Consider the following 14300-nt stretch of genomic DNA (forward strand, 5'->3'; position numbering starts at 1 on the left):
TCTTGCATGAGATTCGACGAGGCTTATTCAGGAAAAGTGTTTATTGGAAGTCATCCGACATGGGAAGATGCAAAGGTCATTTTATACGGCATGCCGATGGACTGGACCGTCAGTTACCGCCCAGGCTCACGTTTTGGACCGAATCGCATTCGTGAGGTTTCGATTGGTTTAGAGGAATACAGCCCTTATTTAGATCGTGAGCTGCACGAGGTGCCATTCTTTGATGCGGGTGACATTCCACTTCCTTTTGGAAATGCACAGAAAAGCTTAGACTTAATTGAAGAATATGTCGACAGCATTTTAGAAAAAGGGAAGTTTCCATTAGGAATGGGCGGCGAGCATCTCGTGTCTTGGCCGGTTTTCCGTGCGATGTATAAAAAATACCCTGATTTGGCGATTATCCATATGGACGCACATACGGATCTTCGTGAGGAATATGAGGGTGAGCCGCTGTCTCATTCAACACCGATTCGTAAAGTAGCAGGACTCATTGGACCTGAGAATGTGTTCTCTTTCGGTATCCGTTCTGGAATGAAAGAAGAATTTGAATGGGCAAAAGAAGCGGGTATGCACATTTCTAAATTTGAGGTACTGGAGCCATTGAAGCAAGTATTGCCAAAGCTGAAGGGGCGTCCAGTTTATGTGACGATCGACATTGATGTACTTGATCCAGCTCATGCTCCTGGTACAGGCACGGTGGATGCTGGCGGTATTACATCAAAAGAGCTGCTTGCTTCCATTCATGCGATTGCAGGTTCTGATGTGCAAGTAGTCGGTGCAGACCTTGTAGAGGTAGCACCTGTCTATGATCATTCCGACCAAACAGCGAATACAGCGAGCAAGCTTTTACGTGAAATGCTGCTTGGATTTGTGAAATAATACCTTGATAAAGGAGCTTGTCATCTCGTGTGGACAAGCTCTTTTTTACATGGAAAAGGGGGCAGTTCATGTTTTCTTCTATATTGATGGTGCTTCTCGCTTTATGTGTGTTAGCGGCAGGCGTTCTCACGCTGAAACGAGAGCTCACAGCTGAGTTGCCCGTTTTTGCTTCGAAAAAGGAAGCAAAGGAAGAGATGATGGGGCTGTTTCAGGATCGAGGCTTTTTCTATTTGACAGCCATTGCGTTATTCATGCAATTGGTATTTAAGCAGGCCCAGATCGCGCTATTTGATTTTTTTCAGGCATTTTTGGCAAGTTCAGGCGTACAAGCTCTTTTTTATTTAATGAAAAGAAAAGACTTGGGCGTAAAGGCTGGACTCGTAGTATTGGTCAGTTTCATTTTTCTTTTTTTCTAAAGGGATGGTGGAAGAAGAAAAACGAAGTTTAATCGCAGGGAAGAAGAGAAATGATGGTATGATAGGCGATCATGAATATGGTATACTATTTTAGTTAAACGGGTCTTAGCAAAGGAAGTGCAAAATGACACAAAACCAAATTTCAATTCATGTAAAGTCAGTGATGAAACCAGAGACGGAGCCGGCTGAAACGATCGAATTCCGAACGACTGGAACGTATCAAGAGAAGAATGACAAAACGTATCTCACTTACCATGAAGAACATGAAATGGGTCAAGTAAAAACCGTTGTGAAAATGAGTGAAAAAGAAATTTTTGTCATGAGATCAGGTGCTATTCAAATGAAGCAGCGCTTTCTCATTGGAGAAACGACCGTCACACATTACACGATGCCATTCGGTACACTACAGCTTGATGTACACACACATGGCATTGATCTCGATGTGGACAAGGGGCTGCTGCACATAACGTACGATATGCTGACAGGGGAAGATCAAAAGCATTTACATACATTATCGATTTCGTATAAGGAGGATTTACGTTCATGAATATCGCAGAACAGGTCAAAGATGCGTTAAAAGAAGAAATCATTGCGGCAGTCGTCAAAGCAGGACTTGCTGATGAAAGCCAGGTACCAGATGTCCTTTTAGAAGTGCCGAAAGACAAAACTCACGGTGATTACTCCACCAACATGGCGATGCAGCTTGCCCGCATTGCGAAAAAAGCACCTCGCCAAATCGCAGAGGACATTGTTAATGCGTTTGATAAAGGGAAAGCTTCTATTGAAAAACTGGATATCGCAGGTCCAGGATTCATTAACTTCTTTATGAACAATCAGTATTTAACAAAGCTCATCCCGGCTGTCCTTGAAGCAAAAGAGGCATATGGTGAAACGAATACAGGCGGCGGTCAAAAGGTGCAAGTCGAATTCGTCTCAGCCAACCCAACAGGTGACCTTCACCTTGGACATGCCCGCGGAGCAGCTGTAGGTGATTCTCTTTGCAACATCCTTGATAAAGCAGGGTTCGATGTGAGCCGTGAATACTATATCAACGATGCAGGGAATCAGATCAATAACCTCGCTTTATCTGTAGAAGTACGTTACTTTGAGGCACTTGGTCTTGAAAAAGAGATGCCTGAAGACGGCTACAGAGGAGAAGACATCAAAGGCATCGGGCAAAAGCTTGCGTATGAATTTGGTGACCGTTTCGTGCATGAGCCAGAAGAAGAGCGCATGAATTTCTTCCGTGAATACGGCTTAAAATACGAATTAGAGAAATTGCGTGTAGACCTTGAGAATTTCCGTGTCCCATTTGATGTATGGTATTCAGAAACCTCTTTATATGAAAACGGAAAAATCGAACCAGCGCTGGAAACCCTTCGCGCTAAAGGCTATGTCTTTGAAGAAGACGGTGCAACGTGGCTGCGTTCAACTGATTTTGGCGATGACAAGGACCGCGTGCTGATTAAAAAAGACGGCAGCTTCACTTACCTGCTTCCAGACATTGCATATCATAAAGACAAACTAGACAGAGGCTTTGATCAGCTCATTAACATTTGGGGAGCGGACCATCACGGCTATATCCCTCGAATGAAAGCGGCGATTCAAGCACTTGGATATCCAGCTGGCAAGCTCGAAGTAGAAATCATTCAGCTCGTTCACCTTTACAAAAACGGTGAAAAGATGAAAATGAGTAAGCGTACAGGAAAAGCTGTCACAATGCGTGACCTGATTGAAGAAGTAGGCTTAGATGCCACTCGTTATTTCTTTGCGATGAGAAGTGCGGCGACACACATGGACTTTGACCTAGACTTAGCCATCTCTACGTCTAACGAAAACCCTGTGTACTACGCACAATATGCCCATGCGAGAATTTGCAGCATGCTGCGTCAAGGTGAAGAAAAAGGCTACGAGCCGAACCTTGAAAAAGCAGATTTCTCTCACATCCAATCGGAAAAAGAATACGATCTTCTCAAAATCATTGGCAGCTTCCCAGAAGTTGTAGCAGAAGCAGCTGAAAAGCGTATTCCTCACCGTGTAACGAACTATATTTATGACCTTGCATCAGCCCTTCACAGCTTCTACAATGCCGAGAAGGTCATTGATGTAGAAAACGAAACCAAAACAACAGCACGTCTTTCACTCATGAAAGCAACACAAATTACACTTGCTAATGCATTAAAACTAATTGGTGTATCTGCACCGGAAAAGATGTAATGAAATGAAAGAAAGCCCCCACTCTATTGTATGAGTGGGGCTTTTTCACATAAAAACCCGCTATCCTCAAGAGAGAGTGGGTTTTAAAATTATCCAAGCGTATTAATAATGTTAGAAATAGAATCAAATAATTGGCTAAGTACATCAGAAAACATGTTTTTGCCTCCTCTCTTTTCTTTTTACATCTACTTAACGAAGGGGATGGTGGGTTGGATCACTTTTTCTAAAAAAATTTTAAAAAAGATCATGGCATAGAAAAAAGCACCGTGTATTCGGGTGCTTTTTTGTGTCTTTAGTTATGAATGCGCAGCTGCACGTCTCCATCTTTACACGCTAGCTTCGCGTTTCCACCATTCGGTAAGGTGAAGACGGGCTGCGTATGTCCGATATCGACATCGTAGATCACTGGGATGTGTTTGAGCATTGGATGTTTATCTAAAATGAACCTCAAATGTGCCACTGTCATCTCGGATTTTTTCTGAAAGCGTCCGATGATCAATCCTTTAATAGATTCTGCATGCTGCATGAGGGAGGTGAGGTCTCTGGCGAACGTTTCAGGGAAGACCAATTCATCATCTTCTACAAATAAGATGGCATCTTTGATTTGAGGCATAAACGATGTCCCTTGCAGTAAGTTCAGTGTACAAAGGTTCCCGCCATACAAGGTGCCTTCAGCTGTTCCTTCCTGATATATTTTCCATTCCGTCGGATGAAACTGCCTGTTCGCTTGATCAAGATACCACGCATCATCACTCCACTTTGTCGAAGGGGTCACATCAAAAGGCTCACCGCCGTTCATTAAGCAGGCTTGAAACATAGCGGTTTGCTCCTCCTGTCCCTGTTCCATTTGGAAACTGGAGAAATGAGGGCCTGAGTATGTCACCATATCACATTTGGCGGTAATGGCGCTTGCGAGTGCGGTAATATCACTGTAGCCGCAAAGAACTTTTGGGTGCTGACGAATCAAATCATAATCTATATAAGGCAAAAGCTCATTGCAATTAAAGCCGCCGATTGCTGTCAAAATGCCGTCGACTTCATCATCTGTGAACGCCTCATGCAGATCAGATAAGCGGTGTTCAATAGACGATGAGGAATGAAGATCACATTCAAACACGTGTTGTCCAAAAGAGACAGTGAAACCTAAAGTCTCTAAACGCTTTTTTGCATGAGCGACTCCTTCTTCTGATAAAATACTGGCACTTCGGCTTGGGGCAATGACACGAATATGGCCGCCTTTTTTTAAAGGAGAGGGTGTATGCATTAACAAATCTTCCTTTCCATCACATATTTCTCCATTATATCGGATCAAATGGCCCAAGTCTGTAAAAGCTAGCAGAAAGGCATAGACCGTGCGTTTCAGACAAGCTGTGCAAAGGGTATGGAAGAGAAAAAGACAGAATGAGGGCGGAGAATGTGAAAAAGAGGAGACTGGAATTTTTATTTTTATATTTCATGATATTCGGGGCATATGTGGTGTATTGGTGGTCTGTGCCGGCGTGGAGCGTTCAGCTGTACGCAGCAGTTTATATCGCCATTATTTTATTTAGTATCATCTCACTCATGCTAGAAAATCGCACATCACAGCACACGTTGTTATGGATGTATGTGCTGATCTTTTTCCCGATCATTGGCTATATGTTTTATTTGTTCTCAGGACAGCTCTATGTGAAAGGTCATTTATTCAAATCAAAGAGAATGTACAACCGTGAAAAATTACGCAGAATATCTGAGCTTGAGAGCAAGCCGGATGAATCGCGTCTAACCGAAAATCAGCGGACTTTTTTTCATTACACAGAAAAAGCAACAGGCATGCATGTGAACACAAATAGTGATATGGACATTTTAAAGAATGGGGAGGAGACATTTCCCCGTATTTTTGAAGAATTAAAAAAGGCAAAATCGTTCATCCATATAGAATACTACATGTTCAAATCAGATTTCCTCGGGCACCGGATGATGGAGATATTAATAGATAAAGTGAAAGAAGGGGTAGAGGTACGCTTCATCTATGATGCGGCTGGCAGCATTCGTTTCTCCCGAAAAGATATTAAACGCTTGAAGCAGTCAGGAGTCAAGGTCGCTCCTTTTCTGCCTTTAAAATATGGTTTCTTTAATCAAAAATTCAATTTCCGAAATCACCGAAAAATCGTGATAATTGATGGGAAAACAGGATTTGTAGGCGGGTTAAATGTCGGAAAAGAATATGTCGGACGTGATGAAAATATCGGTTTTTGGCGTGATACGCATACCATGTTAAAGGGTGAGGCTGTTCAAACCCTTCACTCTGTTTTTATGCTCGACTGGGAGTATGTATCAGATGAAGTATTAATTGATGATCCGAAGTATCATACGCCGCATCCTGTGACAGGAGAGGATGTCATTCAGGTTGTACCAACTGGACCCGATATGAAAGAAAGTATGAGTGATTTATATGATGCACTCATCTCAAATGCGAAACAATTTGTCTGGATTGCGACACCTTATTTTGTCCCAAATGAATCCCTTCGTACAGCATTGAAAATTGCTGCTACAAGAGGGGTGGATGTCCGGGTGATGGTACCGGAGATCAATGACGGCTTTCTCACACAATACGCCACACGATCCTATTTTTCCGAGCTATTAAAAGAAGGCATCAAGGTGTATCACTATCAAAAGGGCTTCATGCATCAAAAAGTGATGATCGCAGATGGAGAACTTGCCTCTGTCGGCACCGCAAATGTGGATATGAGAAGCTTTCAGCTCAATTTTGAGGTCAATGTCTTTACAGCTGCGAAAAAGCCCATTGAACAACTGATGGCGCACTATGAGGAAGATATGATGGAAAGTGAGCAGATGAGACCGGTTCATTTTTATAAAAGAGGCTTAAAAGAGCGATTGAAGGAATCATTTGCCCGGTTGTTTTCTGGCGTGTTATGAGTATTTCCAAACGAAGAAATCATTTCCTGATCTAGTATTTTGAAGAGGATTCCTCTATAATTGAAAATGATTATCAATTATAGAGGAAATGAGGTTCTTTTACATATGCTAAAACGCTTTTTCGCCTATTACAGGCCCTATCGAGGTCTGTTCTTTTTAGATTTCTTTTGCGCTGTCGCCGTTGGATTAATGGAACTGGGTTTCCCGCTTATCGTGAACTACTTCATTGATACATTATTGCCGACAGGGAACTGGGCGGTCATTGGCTGGACCGCACTTGCGCTGTTTGTCATTTATGCACTCAGCTCGGTTATGCAATTTATTGTGTCGTACTGGGGGCATATGCTTGGAATTAATATTGAAACAGATATGAGGAAGAAGCTGTTTGATCACTTTCAGCGCCTATCCTTTAAATTCTTTGATAACAACAAAACGGGTAAGCTCATGTCACGGATGACAAACGACCTCATGTACATTGGAGAAGTGGCGCATCACGGTCCTGAAGATTTGTTTATAGCGATTATGACAATTCTTGGCGCCTTTGCTGTCATGCTGATGATTAACTGGCAGCTTGCTATTCTAACCTTCCTGATCATGCCTGTCATCATCTGGCTTGCCCTTCATTTTAATAAGAAAATGACGCATGCGATTACACAGCTGAACAATGACATTGGAGACTTTCATGCAAGGGTTGAAAACAATATTGGCGGCATTCGTCTTGTTCAAGCCTTTGCCAATGAACATTTCGAGAAAAAACGTTTTGCTGAAAACAACAACCGTTTTCGGAAGGCGAAGCTTCTTTCTTATAAAATTATGTCGGTCAATGGATCGATCAGTTATATTCTCACACGTCTTGTGACGCTGTTTGTCCTTATCGCAGGTACATGGTTTGTCCTGCAAGGTCAATTAACGGCAGGTGGCTTTATCGCATTTGTTCTGATCACAAATGTTTTATTTAGACCGATTGATAAAATCAACACGGTCATTGAAATGTATCCAAAAGGCATTGCGGGCTTTAAAAGCTATGTCGATTTACTAGAAACAGAGCCGGATGTGAAGGATACAGAGGGAGCACGTGATGTACACGGACTAAAAGGTGAAATTGAATATCGAAATGTAACATTTGGCTACGATGAACACAGTCATGTGCTGAAGGATATCGATTTGAAGATCAAACAAGGAGAAACGGTTGCGTTTGTCGGGCCTTCAGGAGCGGGGAAATCGACGATTTGCAGTCTGCTGCCTCGTTTTTATGATGTGGATGAAGGGGAGATCACGATTGATGGTGTAAGCACAAAGTCGATGACATTGTCTTCTTTAAGGCAGCAGATCGGTATTGTGCAGCAGGATGTCTTTTTATTCTCAGGCACCATTCGTGAAAACATTGCGTACGGCAACCTAGAAGCCAGCGATGCAGAGATTTGGGAGGCTGTAAGAAGTGCGCATTTAGAGGAACTCGTTCAGCGTTTCCCAGAAGGGTTAAATACCGTCATAGGTGAGCGCGGCGTCAAACTGTCAGGCGGTCAAAAGCAGCGCCTGTCGATTGCGCGGATGTTCCTGAAAAACCCGTCCATTCTCATTCTAGATGAAGCCACATCAGCGCTTGACACAGAAACAGAAAAAGCCATACAGGATGCACTGAGCGAACTAGCTGTCGGCAGGACAACACTCGTCATTGCTCACCGTCTTGCGACAATTAAACACGCCGACCGTATTATTGTCGTGACAGAGGAAGGCATTCAAGAACAAGGCCGTCACCAAGACCTCATCCAAATGGGCGGCGTATACAGCAGACTGCACGAAGCGCAGTTTGGTCATTAAAAAGAAAGAGAAAGCCCTTTTGATAAGGGGCTTTCAGCGTGTAGACAAACCCTCGCATTCGTTGTCAGTCCTGCGCTCTGGTGCTCACGAATGTTTAATTCGCTCCGCTCCAGTGCTCATCCTTCCTAGATTGCAAAGGTTTTCTATCACGCTGAAAAAAAAATAAAGGACTTTTTTTGTTAGGATAGAAAAAACTCGTGTAGGAAGGATCTGATGGAATGAAGGGGCTTCGGCGATTACAAAAGGGCGATAAGATCGGTATTTTTTCACCTTCAAGTCCTGCATCCGCGACATCGCCTCTAAGGTATCAGCGGGCGAAGAAGTGGCTTGAGCAAAAAGCATTCATTGTGGTACCAGGATCTTTAACAGGGAAAGAGGATCACTACCGTTCAGGTACAATTCAAGAACGAGCGGATGAGCTGAATGAGCTAATGGCTAGGGAAGACTTGGCGTGTGTCATGTCAATGATTGGCGGGACAAATTCAAATAGTATGCTGCCTTATCTTGATTTTGAGCTGCTGAATCAACATCCGAAAATCATGATCGGTTATTCAGATGCGACAGCGATTCTTTTAGCCGCCTACGAAAAAACGGGACTGCCTGTTTTCTACGGACCGGCGCTTGTCCCATCTTTTGGAGAGTTTGAACCGTTCGTCGCTTATACATATCAGTCGTTCGAAGACATCCTGATGCAGCCTCAAACCATTCCTTATCAGATCAAAAAACCACCCTTTTGGACGGATGAACGAATCAATTGGGAAGAAAAGACACGTGATAAAAAGCAGCGTCCAAACGATTGGCTGTGCGTCATAGAAGGACAGGCAGAAGGCAGGTTGATCGGCGGAAACCTGAATGCAATGTACGGCATATGGGGAAGTGAGTTCATGCCAGCCATTCAAAACGGAGACGTCCTCCTTATTGAAGATTGCATGAAAACCGCTTCGGTTGTAGAAAAAAACTTCTCTTTATTGAAAGTAAATGGAGTGTTTGAGCGGGTATCAGGTATTCTTTTGGGAAAACATGAGCTGTTTGATGATGAGGGAACGGGAAAAGAACCTTACGAGATTTTACTTGAGGTGCTTGGAGAGACAAAGAGACCGCTCATCGCAGATTTTGACTGTGCCCATACACACCCGATGCTTACGATGCCAATCGGGGCACAAGTGAAAATGGATGCAGCTTCAAAACAAGTTTGGTTAACAAAAGAGTGGATATAACAAGAGAGCGGCCTGAGGGCTGCTCCTTTTTATGAAACCTGCTCTTTTTCAAAAGGCTGCAAGAGATCTTGCGCTTTTTTCCCCTCTACGACAATTAAGTAGTCAGACTCTAAATGAGTGAGCCTGAAGGTTTCAAGCTCTACGATGTTCTTGATGTTGCACATTGTTTTTTTAGAATACACATATAGACGATGGTGAGCCTGGTGGCATCTTTCATAAAGAGAAATAAGCTTATGTAAATTCAATGCTTTCGCAGCGATTTGGATTGAATAGATTTGAGACATCTTCATATCCTCCTGTTAATAACTTTCTCACAATAGCTTTGTTACCCTTGTTTGCATAGGGATAAACCTATCTCTATGATTTCCACTCAATAGTTCCTCCGCCTATTCGCTTGTTGCCTCTTATCGCAGACAGCTCTTCGACAAGTCGGAGCAGTGCCTGATCCTTTAACTTCGCCTCAATCATAAAATCTACATCACGCCCATACGGTTTTAATGCATGAAAAAGCGGTAAGACAAAGGACATATCTACACCATCTGCATGACTGCGTATGGCTTTTTCTGATTTCGGTGAGGATAAATGGATTTTAGGCGGAATGCCAGTGCTCGTCCAAGTGTCGAACATTCTTGGCAGGATGTCTTCAAGCACGGCATCATCATCTTTATTGGCCACGTGATGATGGTAATCAAAAACAAATGGAATACTGTGCTTTTCACATACACCAAGGGTTTCTAATGACGTATACGTTTTGTCATCATTCTCAAGCGTCATTCTTGCCTTGATATGCGCCGGAAGCTGTTTGATATTGTCATCAAAACGTTGAAGTGCCGATTCTTTATCACCGTATGCGCCGCCCACATGAATGTTCATATAGCCTTCCTTTTCGAGCTTCATCGCCTCAAGCATTTGATAATGGTACGTCATGTCGATCACGGCATTTTCTGTGATTGAAGGCTTAGGGCTAGTAAACAAGGTAAATTGGTTAGGATGAAAGCTCACACGAAGCCCATGCCGTTTCACCAACTCGCCAATCTCAAGAAACTCCTTTTGAAAAGGTGTCACAAAGTCCCAGCGCACCTCGGGATGGGTCGCAAGCGGGACGATTGAACTCGAAAAACGGTAAAGCGGGATATCATGGGCGATGGCGAAATAGAGTGTTCTTAATGTATTCACGAGATTGGCTTTCGTTGTTCGCAATAAAGCCTCTTCTCTCTCTTCCTTCGAGAGCTTGCTGTATCTTGCAAAGGTCAGCGACTTGGCAGGAGAAGCCTCCCACAAGGTGACGGCATTGGATACATAACCAAATCGATAACGCATAGGTCATCTCCTTTATAAAAAGTACGAGAACATGGCGCCAACCCATTCCAGCGGACGTGACAAAAGCGGACGCTGTGTCAATTTCTCCTCTGTCATAAGCTCAGAGACTTCCATGTGCTCCCGAATCTTTTCCTCTACGTGTGCAGTAAAGTCGGTATCATCAATGGCGACATCTACTTCCTCGTTTAGAAACAAGCTGCGTTTATCAAAATTTGCCGTACTGATCATACAGCGTCTTTGATCAATCAGAATGGCTTTCGCATGATAAAATCCTTTATAAAAACGATAAACAAGGCAGCCAGAGGCAATGAGGTCCTTCAAATAATGAAATCCAGCCTCTTTGACGAGTGGATGATCTGCTTTCATCGGGATGATGATTTCAACCGTGACGCCTCGCCTTCGTGCATCAAGCAGTGCACTTAGAAGAGGGGCAGATGGAATAAAGTAAGGCGTACAGATGATGATCTGTTTCCTCGCCTGCTGAATATCTTGTAGAAACAAAGCTTCTAAGGAAAAACCAGCAGTCGCGCGTGTTGTGCATTGTAGTGTTCCCGGTTCCAAAGCAGGAAAAACCTCATATTGCAGCTGATGAATGCCAGATGACCGGTATAAATCATTCAAAAATACATGCTGGAGATCTGCGACAACTTGCCCCGTCATGCGCAAATGATAATCCTTCCAAATGCCAAACCTGCCTTTTTTCCCAACATATTCATCACCAATATTAAACCCGCCAATATAGCCAATCTTTCCATCAATTACCGTGATTTTACGATGATTTCTCATGTTTAACCGATAAATCAAAAAAGGGAAACGAGGCTTATTTAAAAAGTAAAATTGGATGCCGCTTTTCTCCAGCATATCAATGGACTTTTGATCAAACGGATAGGACCCTAGTCGATCGGTCAGCAAAAAGACTGAAACCCCTTGTTCCGCTTTTGTTTTCAATGCTTGTAAGACCCTTTGACCAATCTTGTCGTTCTTTACAATAAAGAACATCATATGAATAGAAGAAGAGGCCTGCTGAATATCCGCGAGCAGCTGATCAAAAAATGGTTCGCCATCATGATAAAAGATGGCATCACCGCTTGTTTGGTCAAAAGATCGTTCAAAAGCGCGGGTAGAAAAATATTTCTTTCCCATATAAAGGTCTAACAATATAAGACAAACGATGACAACGAGTACGAGTAGGATGATCAATGCGATCATAAAGCTTCCTCCTTTTTTGCATATTTCAATAGTGTACCCAAACGTGTAAAAAATATTGACTGAATACTCATTCATTATTTATGATAGAGGTACAACATGGAAACGAAACAAAGTGGGTTTTGGGGAATGAAAGGGGGAGCAAGATGAATAGCCTTTTAATGTTGAACTTGATCGCATTTGCGGCGGTGACCGCTTACGCTGTGTATTTGTTTATTTATCTCATTCGAACACGAGCGGCGTACATTCGTCTTGGTAAAAAAGAAGAGTTTCAACAAGACATGAAGAAACGCTTAGAGCGTGTTTGGGTCAATGTGTTTGGGCAAAAGAAGCTGTTAAAGGACAAGAAGAGCGGCATCATTCATGTGCTGTTTTTCTACGGATTTATCCTTGTGCAGTTCGGAGCCCTTGATTTTATTATGAAGGGACTCGTTCCGGGCAGCGGACTCCCTTTAGGTCCGCTTTACGGTGTCTTTACTTTTTTCCAAGAGGTGGTCACACTTCTCATTTTAGTAGCCGTTGTTTGGGCGTTCCATAGAAGGTATGTGGAGAAGCTTGTCCGTTTAAAACGAGGCTTCAAATCAGGTCTAGTGCTTTTATTTATTGGCGGCTTGATGCTGACAGTTTTACTGGGGAACGGGATGAACATCATCTGGCATGGACACTCTCTATCACCAACTGAGCCAATCGCATCTAGTATTGCTTTCTTGCTGGGCGGTATTTCACCTCTTGCGGCAACAGTCGTTTTTTATGTCGCATGGTGGGTGCATCTCCTGATTTTGCTGACATTCTTAGTATATGTCCCGCAGTCAAAGCACGCTCACCTTATTGCAGGACCGGTGAATGTATTTGCCAGCAGATTAGACCCGCCAGGCAAGCTGCAAAAAATTGATTTTGAAGATGAGACACAAGAGACCTTCGGTGTGGGGAAAATTGAAGACTTCCGTCAGTCACAGCTGATCGACCTTTACGCCTGTGTGGAATGCGGGCGCTGTACAAATATGTGCCCGGCAACAGGTACAGGGAAGATGCTGTCTCCAATGGATTTGATTTTAAGGTTAAGAGATCATCTAACAAATAAAGGGGCCGCCATTACATCGAAGACGCCTTGGGTTCCGCAGCTTGCCTTCAGGCAGACAACAGGAAATCAGCTGGCGCTGCAGGCGAGAGGAGCAGGTGCAGAGGAATCGGCTGCCAGTTCAATGTATCATCCGTCACTTATTGGTGAGGTCATTACAGAGGAAGAAATTTGGGCATGTACGACGTGCCGAAACTGTGAAGACCAATGCCCTGTCATGAATGAACACGTCGACAAGATTATTGATATGCGCAGATATCTTGTGCTGACCGAAGGGAAAATGGATGCAGATGCACAGCGTGCCATGACAAGCATTGAGCGTCAAGGGAACCCGTGGGGATTGAACCGGAAAGAAAGAGAAAATTGGCGTGAACTGAGAGAAGATGTGCATGTGCCGACAGTAAAAGAGTTGAAAAAAGCAGATCAAACCTTCGATTATTTATTCTGGGTTGGTTCAATGGGGGCATATGACAATCGAAGCCAAAAGATTGCGCTTGCCTTTGCAAAGCTTCTCAATGAAGCAGGTGTGTCCTTTGCCATCCTAGGCAATAAAGAAAAAAACTCAGGTGATACACCAAGAAGGCTTGGAAACGAATTTTTATTCCAAGAGCTTGCTGCAAAAAACATTGAAGAATTCCAGAAAAACGGGGTCACAAAGATCGTCACGATTGATCCGCACGCCTACAATTTATTTAAAAATGAGTACCCAGACTTCGGGCTTGAGGCAGAAGTGTATCATCATACAGAATTACTGGCAGAGCTAGTGAAAGAAGGAAAAATAACGCCTGTACATGAAGTGAACGAGGTGATTACCTTCCACGACTCTTGCTACCTAGGCCGATATAACGAGGTGTATGATCCACCAAGAGACATCTTAAAAGCCATCCCTGGTGTGACGCTGAAAGAAATGGAGCGTCATCGTGAAACCGGTATGTGCTGCGGTGCCGGCGGGGGCTTAATGTGGATGGAAGAAGAGACGGGTACCCGGATTAACACTGCCCGAACGGAGCAGGCGTTACAGGTGCAGCCGTCCATCATCAGCTCCGGATGCCCTTATTGCTTAACCATGCTGGGAGATGGAACGAAGGCGAAGGAAGTAGAGGAGCAGGTAGGCACATTTGATGTCGCAGAACTTCTTGAAAAATCAGTGTTTGGCGAGGCTGGTAAGCAGGTTTCGTAAACAAAACAGGCCGATGAATAGGATGTTCATCGGCTTAAACATGGCGC

Annotated in this window: 12 protein-coding genes; 8 read left to right on the forward strand and 4 right to left on the reverse strand. The window is 43.6% G+C overall.

Going from position 1 to position 14300, the window contains the following annotated elements; all coding sequences use genetic code 11:
• Positions 1–6 precede the first annotated feature (6 nt).
• From speB to argS, 4 genes are all read left to right on the forward strand, one after another.
• Positions 7–879, forward strand: coding sequence for an agmatinase (speB, locus tag C6W21_RS11640; protein WP_024423766.1), 873 nt, complete (start codon positions 7–9; stop codon positions 877–879).
• A gap of 68 nt (positions 880–947) precedes the next feature.
• Complete coding sequence (locus C6W21_RS11645) at positions 948–1295, forward strand: hypothetical protein (protein ID WP_106056325.1); 348 nt, start codon at positions 948–950, stop codon at positions 1293–1295.
• A gap of 124 nt (positions 1296–1419) precedes the next feature.
• Positions 1420–1842, forward strand: coding sequence for a YwiB family protein (locus C6W21_RS11650; protein WP_003215400.1), 423 nt, complete (start codon positions 1420–1422; stop codon positions 1840–1842).
• The gene (gene argS / locus C6W21_RS11655) at positions 1839–3512 is read left to right on the forward strand and encodes an arginine--tRNA ligase (RefSeq protein ID WP_106056327.1); all 1674 of its coding nucleotides are present in this window, start codon (positions 1839–1841) and stop codon (positions 3510–3512) included. Before C6W21_RS11650 ends, argS begins: the two co-directional genes overlap by 4 nt.
• 292 nt (positions 3513–3804) lie before the next feature.
• Here argS and C6W21_RS11660 read toward each other — a convergent pair whose 3' ends face one another.
• The gene (locus C6W21_RS11660; protein ID WP_106056328.1) at positions 3805–4776 is read right to left on the reverse strand and encodes a S66 family peptidase; all 972 of its coding nucleotides are present in this window, start codon (positions 4774–4776) and stop codon (positions 3805–3807) included.
• A 137-nt stretch (positions 4777–4913) separates the two neighbouring features.
• Here C6W21_RS11660 and cls (C6W21_RS11665) point away from each other — a divergent pair, with 137 nt between their 5' ends.
• The 3 genes from cls (C6W21_RS11665) to C6W21_RS11680 all read left to right on the forward strand — a co-directional run bounded on the left by cls (C6W21_RS11665) (position 4914) and on the right by C6W21_RS11680 (position 9469).
• Positions 4914–6431: a cardiolipin synthase gene (gene cls / locus C6W21_RS11665; protein ID WP_411266030.1), complete on the forward strand. Its 1518-nt coding sequence runs from the start codon at positions 4914–4916 to the stop codon at positions 6429–6431.
• A 105-nt stretch (positions 6432–6536) separates the two neighbouring features.
• Positions 6537–8252, forward strand: a complete 1716-nt coding sequence (locus tag C6W21_RS11670) for an ABC transporter ATP-binding protein (protein WP_106056567.1) — start codon at positions 6537–6539, stop codon at positions 8250–8252.
• Positions 8253–8470: 218 nt separating this feature from the next.
• A complete protein-coding gene (locus tag C6W21_RS11680) occupies positions 8471–9469 on the forward strand; it encodes a S66 family peptidase (protein ID WP_106056330.1) in 999 nt (332 codons plus the stop codon).
• Between the two features lie 29 nt (positions 9470–9498).
• Here the strand turns inward: C6W21_RS11680 and C6W21_RS11685 are convergent, their stop codons facing one another.
• The 3 genes from C6W21_RS11685 to cls (C6W21_RS11695) all read right to left on the reverse strand — a co-directional run bounded on the left by C6W21_RS11685 (position 9499) and on the right by cls (C6W21_RS11695) (position 11998).
• On the reverse strand, positions 9499–9753 hold the full coding sequence (locus tag C6W21_RS11685) for a general stress protein (RefSeq protein ID WP_106056332.1): 255 nt from the start codon (positions 9751–9753) through the stop codon (positions 9499–9501).
• 73 nt (positions 9754–9826) lie between these two features.
• Entirely contained in the window at positions 9827–10789 is a 963-nt protein-coding gene (gene uvsE, locus C6W21_RS11690; RefSeq protein WP_106050511.1) for a UV DNA damage repair endonuclease UvsE, read from the reverse strand.
• Between the two features lie 12 nt (positions 10790–10801).
• The gene (cls, locus tag C6W21_RS11695; protein WP_106056334.1) at positions 10802–11998 is read right to left on the reverse strand and encodes a cardiolipin synthase; all 1197 of its coding nucleotides are present in this window, start codon (positions 11996–11998) and stop codon (positions 10802–10804) included.
• 143 nt (positions 11999–12141) lie between these two features.
• On the opposite strand from cls (C6W21_RS11695), the gene C6W21_RS11700 reads away from it, so the two are divergent.
• On the forward strand, positions 12142–14253 hold the full coding sequence (locus C6W21_RS11700; RefSeq protein ID WP_106056336.1) for a (Fe-S)-binding protein: 2112 nt from the start codon (positions 12142–12144) through the stop codon (positions 14251–14253).
• Positions 14254–14300 lie beyond the last annotated feature (47 nt).

This window comes from Bacillus sp. NMCN1, from assembly GCF_002998085.1.
Lineage (GTDB): Bacteria > Bacillota > Bacilli > Bacillales > Bacillaceae > Bacillus.

What these genes read in the sequence shown, in the direction of transcription:
- speB (WP_024423766.1), top strand. Translation starts at nt 7, where the DNA reads ATGAGATTCGACGAGGCTTATTCAGGAAAAGTGTTTATTGGAAGTCAT.
- C6W21_RS11645 (WP_106056325.1), top strand. Translation starts at nt 948, where the DNA reads ATGTTTTCTTCTATATTGATGGTGCTTCTCGCTTTATGTGTGTTAGCG.
- C6W21_RS11650 (WP_003215400.1), top strand. Translation starts at nt 1,420, where the DNA reads ATGACACAAAACCAAATTTCAATTCATGTAAAGTCAGTGATGAAACCA.
- argS (WP_106056327.1), top strand. Translation starts at nt 1,839, where the DNA reads ATGAATATCGCAGAACAGGTCAAAGATGCGTTAAAAGAAGAAATCATT.
- C6W21_RS11660 (WP_106056328.1), bottom strand. Translation starts at nt 4,776, where the DNA reads ATGCATACACCCTCTCCTTTAAAAAAAGGCGGCCATATTCGTGTCATT.
- cls (WP_411266030.1), top strand. Translation starts at nt 4,914, where the DNA reads ATGAGGGCGGAGAATGTGAAAAAGAGGAGACTGGAATTTTTATTTTTA.
- C6W21_RS11670 (WP_106056567.1), top strand. Translation starts at nt 6,537, where the DNA reads ATGCTAAAACGCTTTTTCGCCTATTACAGGCCCTATCGAGGTCTGTTC.
- C6W21_RS11680 (WP_106056330.1), top strand. Translation starts at nt 8,471, where the DNA reads ATGAAGGGGCTTCGGCGATTACAAAAGGGCGATAAGATCGGTATTTTT.
- C6W21_RS11685 (WP_106056332.1), bottom strand. Translation starts at nt 9,753, where the DNA reads ATGTCTCAAATCTATTCAATCCAAATCGCTGCGAAAGCATTGAATTTA.
- uvsE (WP_106050511.1), bottom strand. Translation starts at nt 10,789, where the DNA reads ATGCGTTATCGATTTGGTTATGTATCCAATGCCGTCACCTTGTGGGAG.
- cls (WP_106056334.1), bottom strand. Translation starts at nt 11,998, where the DNA reads ATGATCGCATTGATCATCCTACTCGTACTCGTTGTCATCGTTTGTCTT.
- C6W21_RS11700 (WP_106056336.1), top strand. Translation starts at nt 12,142, where the DNA reads ATGAATAGCCTTTTAATGTTGAACTTGATCGCATTTGCGGCGGTGACC.